Genomic DNA, 13,650 nt, shown 5'->3' with positions numbered 1-13,650 from the left:
GCTTTTGTTGGCGTGGCATGCCGGATGCGTCGAAGGTCGCCGCGCCGTTGCCTGCATGCGGTTCTTCGTCGCGATCCAGCGCTTATGCATCCTGGAGCGTCTCCACGAGCCGCACGGCCGAGCCGTCCGACAGCGTCATTCGCGTCCACCGGCACATGCTGCCGCGGATCGGCACGACGCGCGACGCATTCGCACCGGTGTCGAATTCGACGCTCGGTGGCCCGGCGTGATCGTGCCAGCCGAGCGAGTCGAGCGCGGTTTCCATGCGAACGATCTCCGGCGTCGCGTAGCGCCACAGCGACGTGTCGAGCAGCATCGACAGCGGTTGCGAGAATTCGGCCGCGCGCGCCGGCGAAGAAGCGAGCAGGCGGTGCGTGAGGTCGCACACGAGGTGCATGCGGCCCGCGCTGCCCGCGACGAGCCGCGCGAGCGCGTGATCGCCGGCTGAATCGAGGCGCGCGGCGAGCAACCGCTCGGCGGTCGCGCGCTCGTCGGGCGACATCTGCTGGCGGCCGGCTTCCCAGCGCGAGATCGTCGATTGCGCGACGCCGAACAGCTCGGCCGCGTGGCTTTGCTTGACGCGGTGCAGCGCGCGCCAGCGCTTGAGTTGCGGGCCGAGCGGCGGGACGTGAAGCGGTGAGGCGGTCATGGTGGTGCTCCAGTTGCGCTCGTACCGCACGCCTTTACATGATCCGGAGGCCGCCGTTCGCCTGGATCGCAATTGCCGCGAACGGCAAGAGCACGATGCCGCCCAGTACGAGCACGCCGTCGGCGGCAACCGTGACCGGCGTGGCGAGAATCCGCAGCCCCATGCCGAGCGCGGAAGGCGATTGCCTGATGTAGACCGAGTACGGCCGGTTGAACGGCTGCGTGCTCGTCTTGTACTTTTCGGCGAATCCTTCCGTCGAATAGCGCTTGCCGCTGATGTCGCCTTCGAGCACGAGGCCGGCCTGCGCGGCGGTGAAGCCGTCGGCGGCGGCCGCCTGTCGATCGTCGTCCGACGCGTCCTTCGGCAGCACGATCCGGTATTGGCCCGTGATGCTGCCGCCGCTCGCATGAAAGGCGGCGAACGTCGTGCGCAGCGACTTCCGGTAACCGGACATCAGTACCGGCCGCAACTGCGCCGGCAGATCGAAGATGTAATGGTAGTCCGTGCCCAGGACGACGAGTTTCTTGCCGTCCTCGGTCATCATGAATCCGGACACTTGTTCGCTGTATCCGTCGTCCTTGTACAGCTTCGGCGTGAAGCAGCCCGACAGCGCGAGGCTGCTGGCGGCCACGCCGGCGGCCAGCAGGCGCCGGCGCGTGATCGATACGTTCATTGTTGTTGTCCCGTCTGTGCGGTTCGGTTCAGTGGCTTTCGCCCTCGGAAGCCGGATTCTCGCGTATCCGACGCAGATTGTCGAACGGGAAATCTGCCTTGGCAGCGGTCGGCGGCCCCTGCCAGCGCCATGCCGACAACGTTTCCGTCGCCGCTTTCAACCGTCTCCGCCATATCTTATTATTCGGCCAGTGCGGAGGTATATCGGCCGCCAACGGTCATGTCGAGGCATGACGCGCCGGTATGAATTACCGCCTTTCGGCTGACGCGTCGCACGATGCGCGGTCGAAACGACAGGAAACGCGTGACCAGCGCGTATCCCGAAAAAATGACGAGAGGGCGCGATGGTACGACTGGTCTTGCTGCTGCTGGGCATCGAATACTTGCGTACCCGCTGGCGCGGGCTGACCGTGCTCGGCTGGGTGTGGGTCGTCGCGGGCGTCGTGATCTTCGTCGACGCGCTCGACGGCGCGCTGCACTTCCCGATCCAGATCTTTGCGTGGCTGTTCCTGATCGAAGGGCTCGCGACGCTCGCGGTGGCCGGCAGCGGCGTCGGCGGGCAGCGCACCCTGCGCTACGTGAAGGGGATCGTGGTCGTGGTCGCCGCCGGGCTCGTGTTCGCGGGTCATCACCACGGCCATTTCCTGCTGTCGATGATCTTCGGCACGCTGTTCCTCGTCGACGGGTTGCTGCAGTGCACCGCCGCGTGGATGGTGCGCTATCGCCGCTGGAACGTCGCCTTCGCGTGGGGCGTCGTCGAGATCCTGCTGGCCGTCTTCTTCTATCAGCCGTACCCGACGCACTATGTGGGCACCGTGCCGTACTGCCTCGGGCTGCTGCTGATGTTCGGCGGGATGCACATGCTGAGCCTCGCTGCGCGCGTGCGGCGGCTGACGCGCAATCCGGCGTTCGCGTCGTCGCCGGCGCCGGCGCTCGCGCCGGATCTCGACGATGCGCGCGACCTCCCGCAGTTCGCGCAATCCGAGTGGGACGGCCCGCCGGCCGACGGCGAGCATGCGCTCACCGTGCACGTGTGGACGCCCACCGGCACGTCGAAAGCCGAAGCGCAGCGCTATCCGGTGATCGACCGCTATATCGCGGCCGTGGACGTCAATGGCGTGATCTCGACCGGGCACGCGGCGCTGGAGTCGCCCGAGGGCATCTATATCAGCCTCTATCCGGGCGTCGAAATCGATCGTTCTCCGGACGAATTCACGCGCATCCTGCGCGCGACCCGCGAAAACGACGTGCCGGGCCTGTTCCAGCCCGACTACGCGACCGAGTCGAAGGCGTGGTGCCCGTCGACCGTGCGCGTGCGGATCCGCAACTACGATCCGTCGAAGCTGGATGCGTTCTGGACGTCGTACCGGCAGAACGTGACGTACAACCTCACGCACCGCAATTGCTCGAGCACGGTGTCGAACGCGCTCGAAGCCGCGCTCGACGGCGCGGTGTGGCGGCTGAAGGGCGCGCGGGCCGGGTGGGGCGCTTTCGTGCGGCTGCTGCTCACGCCCGAGCTGTGGGTTGCCGCGCAGATCCGCAAGCGTGCGGTGACGATGGCATGGACGCCCGGGCTCACGCTCGACTATGCACGCGCGCTCAGCATGCTCGCCGATCCGCGGCCGTTCGCGTGGTGGAAGGTCGCGCGCTCGGCCGTGAAGGCGATCATGACGTCGCGTCGCACGTGGCGCGAGCAGGACAACGCGGCGCTGTCGCCCGGCGGAGCGGAGGCAGCGTCGATGAAGTGATCGCGTGCCGCCGGACGCGGGCCCGGCGTCACTGCGGCCGCCGCCGCGCGGCTGCGCGATGTTGCTCGCCCCGAGAACTCCCTACGCCAACAACAATGAACAAGACGAGAGCTTTCCGCATCCTGATTCCCGCCGCCCTGGCGCTGACGAGCGCCGGCTTCGTGCAGGCGAGCGCGGACGAGGTGCCGCGCATGAGCAACGACGTGTACCGCACGTCGGTGTCGTTCTGCTCGAACGTCGCGGCCGCCGAGAAAATCGAGTGCCAGGGCGACATGATCGCCGCGGGCAGCCGGATCGTCGCGGCGATCGGCGGCCTGCCGCCGGCATCCGCCACGTCGATCGACGAAGGTGCGCGCAACAAGCTGCCGGCGGCGGAGCGCAAGGGGCTCGCGCCGGTCGAGCCGGGCGCGATCGACAAGGACGACGACCTCGCCGGTCTTGCCGGCATGGTGCGTCTGTGCGACGTGTACGAATCCGAACCGGCGTCGCGCGCGCGGCATCACGCGGCGCTGAAGCAGCAGGCGCCGGCTGCCGCACCGCGCGTCGAGGCGTTGCTGGCCGATGCGTCGACGGCGGCGCGCCAGCGCGTCAGCATCGGCGTGTGGCAGATCCTCGCGCTTGAAGGCCCCGAATCGATCACACGCGCGTGCACGCAACTGGGTGCCGGGTCGTGAGCGACGGTGTGCCGCCGCGTCGGCGGCGCGCTTCAGACATGTGAAGCGGCGCATGCCTGCACTTGTGCTCGTGTCTCCGGATATCTTTCGTCCACCTTCACATTCGTGCCACGTTGCGTCGGCAACAATCGCGGACAGACATTCGACAACCTTGCGGCGCATCCTGCGACCGCAAGCCTTTACCGAGGAAACGCCATGCTCAAGACGCTCGCCCGCGCCGCTGCCGCACTCGCCGTCGCTTCCGCTTCACTGCACGCCACCGCGCAGACCAGCTACGACTACCTGTTGCTCGCCGCGTCGTGGGAGCCCGGCTTCTGCGCGTCGCACGACACGCCCGAATGCACGAACCTCGCCGGCACTTACGCAGCGACGAGCCTGTCGCTGCATGGCCTGTGGCCGAACAACTACGACGGCAACCAGCCGTTCTACTGCGGCGTGCCGCAGAACGACATCGACCTCGACAACGCGCACCAGTGGTGCAGCATGGACGCGTACCCGATCAGCAGCGCGACCCGTAACACGCTGTCGACGTACATGCCGGGCGTCGCGTCGTGCCTCGACAAGCACGAGTGGTTCAAGCACGGCACCTGCTCGAATTCGGCATCGCCCGATGCGTACTGGAACCAGGCTTCCGGCATGATCAGCCGGCTCGGCAACACGTCGTTCAACGCGTTCCTGCAGGCGAACGCGGGCAAGACGGTCACGCGCAACCAGTTGCTGTCGGCGTTCGAAGGCGCATTCGGCAGCAATACGCGCAGCGCGGTGTCGCTGAAGTGCACGAAGACGAATGGCGTCAGCTACTTCACCGAAGCGTGGATCGCGGTGAAGACCAATGCGACCACGCAGTTCCCGAGCGCCGCATCGCTCGTGACGGACGGCAATACGCAGGGCACGTGCCCGACGTCGGGCGTGTTTATCGCGAAGTAACGGGGAAGGGGGCGACGGCGTGCGGTATCACGCATGCCGTCGCCGGTCACGGTTTCGGCGGGATGCCCGACCACAGCAGCCGGGCCAGCTCCGGTGCGTCGAGCTGCGGCTCGTGTTCATCGATCGCGTCGGGCAGCGCATGCCACGGCACCGCCGGATTCCGGTGATGCTGCAGGTGAAGGTTGATGTGATACGGCCACACGAGCACGCGGCCGATCCAGCCCGTGCGCCATGAATACGACCAATCGGCCCAGCCGGGCGTCGCATGCGGGCCACCGCTGTGCTCGGCCATGCTGCGGATCTTCTGCAACAGTACCGACAGCGTGAGCAGCGGCACGAACCATAGCGCCGCGACCAGCAGGATCGTTCGTGCGGAACAGGCCCATACGAGCAGTGCGACGATGATTACCCACACGGCCGCGGCTGCCTGGAACGGCAGGCCGAGGTGCGTGGCCTGTCCGCCCGCACGCCGGAACGCCGCCATGTTGCGCACCATGTTCAGCACGAACAGGTCGCCAAGGAATTGCCGCGCGAGCGGCCACGCATCGAGCGGCCGGAACCGCCACGGCTGGTCGTGATAGAGGAACTGGCGCTCCGGGTCCTGCGCGGTGCCGAGATGCCGGTGATGCGCGAGATGCAGCGGCCGGTAGAACTCGACGGGCACGAGCCCCGGCACGCCGATCGCGACGTTGATCAGGAAGTCGTTGAAACCGCGACGGCGCGTGAGGTGATAGTGGGTCGCGTCGTGATACAGGATGAACAGCGCATGCTGCCGCGTTGCGACGACGAGCACCGCTGGCGCATACAGGTACCACCCGCCGAGCGCGATGGCCACGCTGATCGCCACGACGATGCACGCCCATTCGAGCAGCGCGGCCGCCACCGTGCGCAGGTCGACTTGGGCGCGCAGCAGCGTGAGCGTAAACGCGCCGGCCGCGATGCCGATCGCACCGCCCCATGCGACATCGGCGGCACGATGCTGGCCGGTGGTCAGTGTCGTGACCATCAGCAGCGCGCTCCACGCGGCGAACAGCACGGCCGACCGTTGCCGCAGCGCCAGCAGTACGATCGCGATTGCAACCGGAAGCGCGACGTGGCCGCTCGGCGATGCGGCAAGCGGCGTATCGATCCGCTGAAGCCACGCGATCCAGTCGTCATGAGCGGTCGGCCACACGACGGCGGTCGGATGCAGCAGATGACACACGAGGCAAACGCCGGCCGCGAGCGCGCCGGCGAAGAACGCCGGCAGCAGCCAGGCGCGGCCGCGCCCGAGCCAGACGAGCGTGGGCATCGCGAACAGGTAGCTGAGATAAAGCGGCACGGTGCCGGGCAGCAGCGGAATCGCGCGATCGAGTGCGCCCGCCGGAATGACCGTGACCGGCGCGAGCGGCAGGTGCGTGACGAACGTGTAGAACACACCCGTCACGACGAGATAGGTGGCGAGCAGCAACCATGGCCGGGCGATCGGCGCGTTGTTCGCATCCTGGCGGGAAACGGCGTTGGACATGGCGGGAGCGGGCGGGTAACGGGCTATCATAGCAAGCTGTTCAGTCTTGCAGGAGTAGCCGATGGAGTTGCGTGCCACCGCCGTCGAACGTGCGGCCCTGGGCCCGGACGACATCGACCGGATGTTCTCGTTGTATGCGGCGTCCTATTGCGACACGGTCCGCGCGCAGTTCGACCGCGATCTCGGCGACAAGACGCACTGCATCCTGCTGCGTGACGGCGGCGGCGCGATCCAGGGCTTCTCGACGCTCAAGCAGTACGAGACACGCTGGCGCGACGCGTCGATCCGCGTGATCTTTTCCGGCGATACGATCATCGATCCCGCGCATTGGGGCACGCAGCATCTCGCGTTTGCGTGGATCCGCCACGCGGGCGACGTGTGGCGGCAGGCGCCCGCCGTGCCGCTGTACTGGTTTCTGATCTGCAAGGGGCATCGCACCTATCGCTACCTGCGCGCGTTCGCGCGCGACTATGCGCCGCGTGCCGACAACCTGACCGCACCGGCCACGCAGGACCTGATGGATTACCTGGCCGCGAGCCGCTACGGGCACGCGTACGACTCCGCCACCGGCCTGCTGTCGTTCGACACCCCGCAGGGCCGGCTCACGCCCGCGCTTGCGGAGGTACCGGCCGCGCACCGGCGGCTGGCCGACGTCGACTACTTCCTCGCGCGCAATCCCGGCTACGCACAGGGCGACGAACTCGTGTGCCTGTGCGAACTGTCGGCGTCGAACCTGCGGCCGCTCGCGCGCCGGCTGTTCGACGGTGTGTGAGCGGGGCACATGCGGATCCGTCTCGCGCAACCGGCCGACAACGCGCGCATTCTCGATTTCCAGTCCCGCCATGCGATGCAGGGCAGCCTGCCGCTGCGCTTCGATCGTGCGCCCGACTACTTCGCGCTGCATCGCTGCCACGCGCCGCATCATGAGGTCTGGCTCGCGGAGGACGAGCGCGCGGCGCTGAAGGGGCTCGCGAGCCTCGTCGTGCGCGACGGCTATCTCGGCGAACGCGCGCAGCCGGTCGCCTATCTCGGCGATCTGCGGCTGATGCCTGACCGGCGTCTGTCGCGCGAGTGGACCGACTCGGTGCGCGCACGTTTCGCGATGCTGCGTGCCGACACCGGCGTGCAGCATGCGTATTGCTGCATGATCCGCGACAACCGGCTCGCGGTGCAGTCGCTGGCACGATCGCGGCGCGAGAACAGGCTGCGTTTCACGCACTGGCACGGCTACGAGAACGTGTCGATCTACGCGCAGCGCGGGCTGTCGTCGGTGCCGCGTTGCGTGCCGGGCGTGCGGATCGTCGAAGCGCAGCCGCGTCACGCAGACGCGTTGCGCGCGTTTCTCGATGCCGAATCGCGCCGCCAGCCGTTTGGCGGCGTGTTCTCCGCGGACGAATTCACGCGGCGGCTCGACACGTGGCCGTCGTTCGGCATCGGCGCGTTCCTGCTGGCGCTCGACGCGCACGACAACCTGCTCGGCTGCGTCGCGCCGTGGGACGCCGGCGATATCAAGCGGATCGTGCTCGAACGATTGCCGTTGCCGCTGCAGGCGGTCCGTGTCGCCTTCAACGCGCTCGCGCCCGCATTGCGCCGTCCGCGTATCGCGGCGCCCGGCGAGCCGTTGCGCGACGTCTACCTGACGCACCTGCAGGTGCGCGACCGCGATCCGTCCGTGTTCGCGGCGCTGCTCGATGCCGCGTGGCTGCGCGTGCGCGACAGTCATGCGCTGATGCAGTTGTGCCTGTACGACGGCGATCCGCTGGGGCCGGCGCTCGCGCGCTACTACACGGCGCGTACGCCGATGGATCTCTACACGCTGTCGACCGGTGAGCCGGGCGCACCGATCGGCAGCCAGCTGGCCGGGCGCGTGCCGGGCTTCGAGATCTACCTGGTCTGAGCGCGCGTGACGTGCAGCAGGTCGGCGAGCGCGAGCCAGAAGCGGCCGGCGTCGAAGCCGAGCCCGCCGAGCACGGGCTGGCCGTGGTCGAGCCGTGGCAGGCAGATCTGCGGGATGCCGGCCATCACCTGGTGCTCGAGATAGAACTGTCCGTCGTGCGCGCAGCCGGGACGATGCCCGTTCAGCCTCCCGTGGTGCGAATCGAAGCGCGTGGATGCCTCGACGGACCAGCTCACGCCGTGCACGAGATGCAGGTCGCGTGGCAGTGCGGCAAGCATGTCGCTGACCCGTGGATCGCGCCGGCTGCTGATGTCGCGCGTGCCGGCATCGGCCCAGCGCGTGCGCAGCATGCGGCGTGCGAGGCGGTCGGGCCAGGGTGCGGCCACGTGCGGCGGCATGCCGTGGCGGAAGATCGTATCGACGATCGCGGACGGGCCGCACGGCGGCTGCATCAGCGCGAGGCCCGCGCAACGCACCGCCAGCGTCGGGTCGCCGACGAGCGCGGCGAGCGTGTCGATGCCGCCCTTGCTGTGCGCGAGTGCGACGAAGTCGCCGCCGGCCGGCAGATGCTTGCGCAGGAACGCGCCGATATGTGCGCCCTGATCGAACACGCCGCGCGCGGAACGCACCGGCACCGTCAGCACGCGATAGCCTGCCGCGCCGAGCGTCTGGCGCGCGCCGCGATTGCAGCCGGGCAGCCATTCCGAATACAGCCCGGCGACGAGCACGAGCGTCGTCGTCAGCGGCAGGCGGGCAGTGCGCCGCGTCCAGCCTTCGATGAACGCGTCGGTCCGGTCGAGGTTCGCCGCGGCACGCGCGAACGGCGTCGCCGGATAGTGGCGCCGCCAGTCGTCGAACCCGTCGGGCGTCCACGGCGCGTGCGTCATGCGTGCGACTCCGGTTCGGGTTCGGCAGTGGCCAGATACGGTTCGAGCGCGGCGCGTGCCGCGCGCAATGCCGCATCGCTGTCGAGGCGATCGGGATGGAAGCGCGGCGAGAACCAGAACAGCCACATCGGCATCACGCGCGTGAAGATGCCCGGCGCGACGAACAGCCAGCGCAGCAGTTGCAGCCAGCCGCGCACGTTCCAGGTCTGCCCGTCGACGGCGACGAGGCGGTGCACGAAATAGATCAGGTCGATCACGAAGTAGACGGAGATCCCGAGCATGGCCGCGCAGCGCACGACATAGCGCCGCACCGCATTCGGCATGGCCGCCGCGAACACGTCGAACGCGACCGTCTTGTGCTCGGTTTCCTCGATCGCATGCCAGCGCCACACGGCCGCCATCGTCGGATCGGCGCCGTCGAGGACCGCTGGGTCGCTCAGCAGGCGGTGCGCGAGGATCGTCGTGTAGTGCTCGAGGCACGCGGTCAGCGCAAGCCGCGTGACCGGCGATACCTGCCGCGCGGCATTGCGCTGGCGCTTTTCGAGCAGCGCTTCGAGCGCGTCGACCGGCACCTGCTGCGACGCGAGGCGCGCGTTGTAGAGCCGGTGCACGCGGATATGCGACGCTTCCTGCCGCACGAACGCATCGACTTCGGCCGTGAGCGATGCATCGCCGCCAACCTGGTCGCGAAACGGCCGCACGCTGTCGATGAAGAAGCGCTCGCCGAGCGGGAACATCACGGAAAACGCGTCGAAGAAGCGCGTGACATGGCACGTGCCGCGATACCAGAAGCGCGGAATGCGCTCGTCGATCGCGAAGCGCACGTCGCGGGTCGGCATGCGCGACGCGGGGCTGTCGGCGCTCGGGCGGCGAAACGGCCGCATGCTAGTTCCGCCCCGCCAGTGACGGAGCGCGGGCCGTTTCCGGCGGCTGACGCATCTGTTGTATCCTCCCGTGCAAACAACCGCCATTCCGAGCCATGAACCGACCGAGCGCGCAAGCCGCTGCCGCGCAGACCCGACGTTACGATCGGGCGAACCTGCTCGTGCTCGCGCTGCAGAGCGCGGCGTGGGCCGGCACGCTCACCTGGCTGTCGCATACCGGCGCCGGCGCGATCAAGTGGCTCGTGCTCGTGCCGTTCTGCCTCGTGATGCAGGGCGTGTTCTCGATGATGCACGAGACCTTCCACGGGTTCGGGCATCGCCGGCCGATCGCGAATTATATGATGATGTGGTGGGCGTCCACGATGTTCGGCGCGGCCGCGACGCTCATCCACGTGAACCATCTTGGCCATCACGTGCGCAACCGCACGCGCGCCGAGCGCGCGGATTTCGCGACGGCGGACGAATCGCTGCTGCGCAAGCGCATCGAATACTACGCGGCGATTCTCGGCGGCATCTGGCTCGGCAGTTTCGTCGGCAGCTTCGTGCTCGCGCTGGTGCCCGGCCGCACGATGCAGCGGCTCGCCGCGCGCGGCGACGACAACACGTACGCAGCCGCCTTCAAGGAATTCACGACGGCCGACTTCCGCCGGATCCGCTACGAAACGCTCGCTGCCGTCGGCGCATGGCTGCTGGCCGGCTGGCTGCTCGACTGGTCGGTGTCGGCGGTGCTGGTCGCATATGTCGCATTCGCCTTCTCGTGGTCGTCGCTGCAATGGGTGTACCACATGCGCACGCCGCTCGACGTCGTCGAAGGCACGTACAACATGCGCGCGCCGACGCCGGTGCGCTGGCTGCTGCTGAACTTCAACTACAACCTCACGCATCATCGTCGCCCCGCGCTGCGCTGGCAGGACATGCACGCGGTGTCGGACCTGCGCGAGACGCGGCCGTTGTGGTACGGCTGGCTCACGATCTTCACGCCGCCGCGCCGGTTGCCCGACGATCTCGCGCAACTCGACAAGACCTATTTCTGATGGATGCCTCCGCCCGCAGCCTGCCCGACGCGTGGCGCACGTTCGCGCGCGCCGCACAGCCGGACGTCGATCGCTGGCAGGCCGGCCTCGAAGCACCGGGCGACACGCAGGCACGGCGGCTGACGGCGCTGCTGGCCGCGAACCGCGATACGGCGTTCGGCCGCCGGTTCGGCTTCGACCGGATCGACAGTCCCACGCAGTTCCGCGAGCGCGTGCCCGTGCATGCGGCCGTCGATTTCCTGCCGTGGCTCGACCGCGTGTCGCACGAAACGGAACCGGTGCTGACTGCCGAGCGCCCGGTGTTCCTCGAACGGACGAGCGGCAGCACCGCGCACCAGAAGCTGATTCCCTATACGCCCGCGTTCCTGCGCGAACTGCAGGCCGCGATGATCGTATGGCTGGCCGACATGCATCGCGCCTGTCCGGCGCTCGGCGAAGGGCGCGCGTACTGGTCGATGTCGCCGCCGCTGCAGGCGCCCGGTGTCGCGCCCAACGGGATTCCGGTCGGCTCGGCGAGCGATCTCGACTACCTCGGCGACAGCAGCGCGGCCGCGCTCGCATCGACGCTGCTCGTGCCGCCGCTGACCGGTGACGCAGCGACGTGGCGGCGCGAGACGCTGCATGCGCTCGTCGCGGACAAAGCGCTCGCGTTCATCAGCGTATGGAGCCCGACCTTCCTGACGAGCGTGCTGCGCCCGCTGTTCGATCGCGATGATGCCGACGGCGCGCGCGATCTCGCATGGGTCGACGCGTCGCTGCCGGCCGAGCGTCGCGCGGCGCTGCGCCGCGCGATCGAGGAGGGCGATTGCCGTGCGCTGTGGCCGCGCCTGGCCGCCGTGAGCTGCTGGCTGGACGGCCCGAGCAAGCACTACGCCGACGCGTTGCGCGTGCGGTTTCCGCAGGTGCAATGGCTGCCGAAGGGGCTGTTCGCGACGGAAGGTGTCGCGAGCGTCCCGTTCAGTGCCGGTGAAGGTAGCCCGCTCGCGATCGGCAGCCACTACCTCGAATTCGTGCGCGACGACGGCAGCGTGTGCGACGTCGATGGGCTGCGCCCCGGCGACGAAGCACAGGTGCTGCTGACCACGGGCGGCGGGCTGTATCGCTATGCACTCGGTGATCGCGTGCGCGTGGTCGGCATGACCGCGCGCACGCCGCGCATCGCGTTCGTCGGGCGCGCGGCGGCGAGCGTCGATCTCGTCGGCGAGAAGGTCGACGAACAGATTGCTGCCGACGCGCTGAACCGCGCACATGGGCAACACCGCGAAGTCGGCGCATGCATCGTGCCGTGCCTGGCGAAAGAAGGGCTGCCGCATTACGTGCTGTGCGTTGCCGGCGACATCGGCACCGATGCAGCAGACGCGATGTGCGCAGCCGTCGAAGCCGAACTGGCGCACGCGTTCCACTACGCGCACGCACGCCGCGTCGGCCAGCTCGGCCCGCTGCGCGTGCGCCGCCTGGGCCGATCGCCGGAACGGCTCGGTGACCTGCTGCAACTGGCGGCCGAACGGGCCGGCATCCGCGCGGGCGACGTGAAGCCGTGCGCACTCGTGACGCGGTTGCCGGTGGCCGACGCGCTGCTTGTGATGACGAATGAATGACGCAATGAACGACATGATCGAACCACGCGGATGCGGGCACGACTGCCCGTCGCGCGATGCGGCGGGGGCGCACGCGCACGAGCATGCGCCGTCGCCGGACGGCCTGCGCGAGCAATGGTTCGTCGCGTGCACCGAACGCGAACTCCCGCGCGACAAGCCGCTCGGCGTGCGGATTCTCGATACCGGCATCGTGCTGTTCCGGCAGCGCGACGGCCGGATCGCCGCGCTGATCGACCAGTGCGTGCATCGCGGCACGCGTCTGTCGGCCGGCAAGGTCGACCGCGACACGCTCGTGTGCCCTTATCACGGCTGGCGCTACGACGGCGAAGGGCAGGTCGTCCACGTGCCGAGCATCGACGGCACGCAGCCAACGGGTGCGCCTGGCCGCTATCCGTTCCGGCAGCGTACGCTGCCCGTGCAGTTGCTCGACGGGCTCGTATGGGTGTATCTCGGTACGGGCGACCCGTCGGCGCGCGCGATCTTCCGGATGCCGTTTTGCGACGTCGCGCCGTGGCAGTCGTACTTCATGGTCAACACGTTCGACGGTGACATCGCGATGCTTGCGCAGAACTTCATGGACGTGCCGCATACGGTATTCGTGCACGACGGGATCTTCCGCAGCAGCCGCGGCCAGGCTATGGAAGCGACGGTCGCGACGACGCCGGACAGCGTCGCCGTCACGTATCACGACGGCGACGACAAGATCGGCTTCTGTCTCGACTGGCTCACGAACCCCGACAGCGTGCCGCTCGCGCACGTCGACCGCTTCATCGCGCCGAACGTGACGCGCTGCGACTATCTGTGGGGCGAACGTTCCGGTTTCCTGATCGTCAGCCAGATCACGCCGATCGATGCACGTCGCTCGCGCGTCTATACGTACATCGCGTATCGCTTCCGGCTGCCGCGCTGGGTGTTGCGCGCGCTGCGGCCGCTGCTGAACCTGTACACGCATCTCGTGATTCAGCAGGACGTGCGGATCATGCGGGCGCACCGGCAGGGCCTCGACAACGCGCCGGGCTTCCGTCCGCACAACGTGCGCGCCGACATCGTTCACGTCGCGATCGACCGGCTGCTCGATGCGGTGAAACGCGGCGAGCCGCTGCCGGCCGCGCAGTGCGGCGAGAAGGTGATGCGCTTCGAGCTGTAGGCGCGGCACGCAGGGCCGCGTGGGGC

General features: G+C 68.5%; 13 protein-coding genes. 8 read left to right on the top strand and 5 right to left on the bottom strand.

Annotated elements, in window-relative coordinates:
• Nucleotides 1-82: 82 nt before the first annotated feature.
• Both LXE91_RS21660 and LXE91_RS21655 read right to left on the bottom strand, forming a co-directional pair.
• Nucleotides 83-649, bottom strand: a complete 567-nt coding sequence (locus LXE91_RS21660) for a helix-turn-helix domain-containing protein (protein WP_039366458.1) — start codon at nucleotides 647-649, stop codon at nucleotides 83-85.
• A gap of 34 nt (nucleotides 650-683) precedes the next feature.
• Complete coding sequence (locus LXE91_RS21655) at nucleotides 684-1,322, bottom strand: hypothetical protein (RefSeq protein WP_039366460.1); 639 nt, start codon at nucleotides 1,320-1,322, stop codon at nucleotides 684-686.
• A gap of 343 nt (nucleotides 1,323-1,665) precedes the next feature.
• On the opposite strand from LXE91_RS21655, the gene LXE91_RS21650 reads away from it, so the two are divergent.
• The 3 genes from LXE91_RS21650 to LXE91_RS21640 all read left to right on the top strand — a co-directional run bounded on the left by LXE91_RS21650 (nucleotide 1,666) and on the right by LXE91_RS21640 (nucleotide 4,670).
• A complete protein-coding gene (locus LXE91_RS21650; RefSeq protein ID WP_039366464.1) occupies nucleotides 1,666-3,069 on the top strand; it encodes an HdeD family acid-resistance protein in 1,404 nt (467 codons plus the stop codon).
• Nucleotides 3,070-3,164: 95 nt separating this feature from the next.
• The gene (locus LXE91_RS21645; RefSeq protein ID WP_039366467.1) at nucleotides 3,165-3,743 is read left to right on the top strand and encodes a hypothetical protein; all 579 of its coding nucleotides are present in this window, start codon (nucleotides 3,165-3,167) and stop codon (nucleotides 3,741-3,743) included.
• A gap of 195 nt (nucleotides 3,744-3,938) precedes the next feature.
• Nucleotides 3,939-4,670 carry a ribonuclease T2 gene (locus LXE91_RS21640; RefSeq protein WP_039366470.1) on the top strand — a complete coding sequence of 244 codons (732 nt, stop codon included), beginning with the start codon at nucleotides 3,939-3,941 and terminating at the stop codon, nucleotides 4,668-4,670.
• Between the two features lie 46 nt (nucleotides 4,671-4,716).
• On the opposite strand, the gene LXE91_RS21635 is transcribed toward LXE91_RS21640, so the two are convergent.
• Entirely contained in the window at nucleotides 4,717-6,177 is a 1,461-nt protein-coding gene (locus LXE91_RS21635; RefSeq protein WP_046196567.1) for a fatty acid desaturase family protein, read from the bottom strand.
• 61 nt (nucleotides 6,178-6,238) lie between these two features.
• Between LXE91_RS21635 and LXE91_RS21630 the strand changes: the two genes are divergently transcribed.
• Nucleotides 6,239-6,949 carry a hypothetical protein gene (locus tag LXE91_RS21630; RefSeq protein ID WP_039366473.1) on the top strand — a complete coding sequence of 237 codons (711 nt, stop codon included), beginning with the start codon at nucleotides 6,239-6,241 and terminating at the stop codon, nucleotides 6,947-6,949.
• Between the two features lie 9 nt (nucleotides 6,950-6,958).
• On the top strand, nucleotides 6,959-8,074 hold the full coding sequence (locus LXE91_RS21625; RefSeq protein ID WP_039366476.1) for a hypothetical protein: 1,116 nt from the start codon (nucleotides 6,959-6,961) through the stop codon (nucleotides 8,072-8,074).
• On the opposite strand, the gene LXE91_RS21620 is transcribed toward LXE91_RS21625, so the two are convergent.
• On the bottom strand, nucleotides 8,062-8,961 hold the full coding sequence (locus tag LXE91_RS21620; protein WP_039366479.1) for a hypothetical protein: 900 nt from the start codon (nucleotides 8,959-8,961) through the stop codon (nucleotides 8,062-8,064). The genes LXE91_RS21625 and LXE91_RS21620 overlap by 13 nt on opposite strands.
• Nucleotides 8,958-9,845, bottom strand: coding sequence for a metal-dependent hydrolase (locus LXE91_RS21615; protein ID WP_039366482.1), 888 nt, complete (start codon nucleotides 9,843-9,845; stop codon nucleotides 8,958-8,960). Before LXE91_RS21615 ends, LXE91_RS21620 begins: the two co-directional genes overlap by 4 nt.
• Before the next feature lie 95 nt (nucleotides 9,846-9,940).
• Between LXE91_RS21615 and LXE91_RS21610 the strand changes: the two genes are divergently transcribed.
• From LXE91_RS21610 to LXE91_RS21600, 3 genes are read left to right on the top strand one after another with little or no spacing between them, the layout of a single operon-like run.
• The gene (locus tag LXE91_RS21610) at nucleotides 9,941-10,879 is read left to right on the top strand and encodes a fatty acid desaturase (RefSeq protein ID WP_039366486.1); all 939 of its coding nucleotides are present in this window, start codon (nucleotides 9,941-9,943) and stop codon (nucleotides 10,877-10,879) included.
• A complete protein-coding gene (locus LXE91_RS21605; RefSeq protein WP_039366488.1) occupies nucleotides 10,879-12,477 on the top strand; it encodes a GH3 family acyl-acid amido synthetase in 1,599 nt (532 codons plus the stop codon). The genes LXE91_RS21610 and LXE91_RS21605 overlap by 1 nt, the downstream gene beginning before the upstream one ends.
• Nucleotides 12,478-12,481: 4 nt before the next feature.
• Nucleotides 12,482-13,624 (top strand): aromatic ring-hydroxylating oxygenase subunit alpha, encoded by a 1,143-nt coding sequence (locus tag LXE91_RS21600; protein ID WP_223274253.1) that lies wholly within the window; start codon nucleotides 12,482-12,484, stop codon nucleotides 13,622-13,624.
• The last annotated feature ends 26 nt before the right edge of the window (nucleotides 13,625-13,650 follow it).

It is taken from the genome of Burkholderia contaminans (assembly GCF_029633825.1).
Taxonomy (GTDB): domain Bacteria; phylum Pseudomonadota; class Gammaproteobacteria; order Burkholderiales; family Burkholderiaceae; genus Burkholderia; species Burkholderia contaminans.
The sequence above is the reverse complement of the archived record's forward strand: the minus strand, read 5'-3'. Positions and strand labels throughout refer to the sequence as shown.

Coding starts and splice junctions, on each gene's coding strand:
- LXE91_RS21660 (WP_039366458.1), bottom strand. CDS start 649: ATGACCGCCTCACCGCTTCACGTCCCGCCGCTCGGCCCGCAACTCAAG.
- LXE91_RS21655 (WP_039366460.1), bottom strand. CDS start 1,322: ATGAACGTATCGATCACGCGCCGGCGCCTGCTGGCCGCCGGCGTGGCC.
- LXE91_RS21650 (WP_039366464.1), top strand. CDS start 1,666: ATGGTACGACTGGTCTTGCTGCTGCTGGGCATCGAATACTTGCGTACC.
- LXE91_RS21645 (WP_039366467.1), top strand. CDS start 3,165: ATGAACAAGACGAGAGCTTTCCGCATCCTGATTCCCGCCGCCCTGGCG.
- LXE91_RS21640 (WP_039366470.1), top strand. CDS start 3,939: ATGCTCAAGACGCTCGCCCGCGCCGCTGCCGCACTCGCCGTCGCTTCC.
- LXE91_RS21635 (WP_046196567.1), bottom strand. CDS start 6,177: ATGTCCAACGCCGTTTCCCGCCAGGATGCGAACAACGCGCCGATCGCC.
- LXE91_RS21630 (WP_039366473.1), top strand. CDS start 6,239: ATGGAGTTGCGTGCCACCGCCGTCGAACGTGCGGCCCTGGGCCCGGAC.
- LXE91_RS21625 (WP_039366476.1), top strand. CDS start 6,959: ATGCGGATCCGTCTCGCGCAACCGGCCGACAACGCGCGCATTCTCGAT.
- LXE91_RS21620 (WP_039366479.1), bottom strand. CDS start 8,961: ATGACGCACGCGCCGTGGACGCCCGACGGGTTCGACGACTGGCGGCGC.
- LXE91_RS21615 (WP_039366482.1), bottom strand. CDS start 9,845: ATGCGGCCGTTTCGCCGCCCGAGCGCCGACAGCCCCGCGTCGCGCATG.
- LXE91_RS21610 (WP_039366486.1), top strand. CDS start 9,941: ATGAACCGACCGAGCGCGCAAGCCGCTGCCGCGCAGACCCGACGTTAC.
- LXE91_RS21605 (WP_039366488.1), top strand. CDS start 10,879: ATGGATGCCTCCGCCCGCAGCCTGCCCGACGCGTGGCGCACGTTCGCG.
- LXE91_RS21600 (WP_223274253.1), top strand. CDS start 12,482: ATGAACGACATGATCGAACCACGCGGATGCGGGCACGACTGCCCGTCG.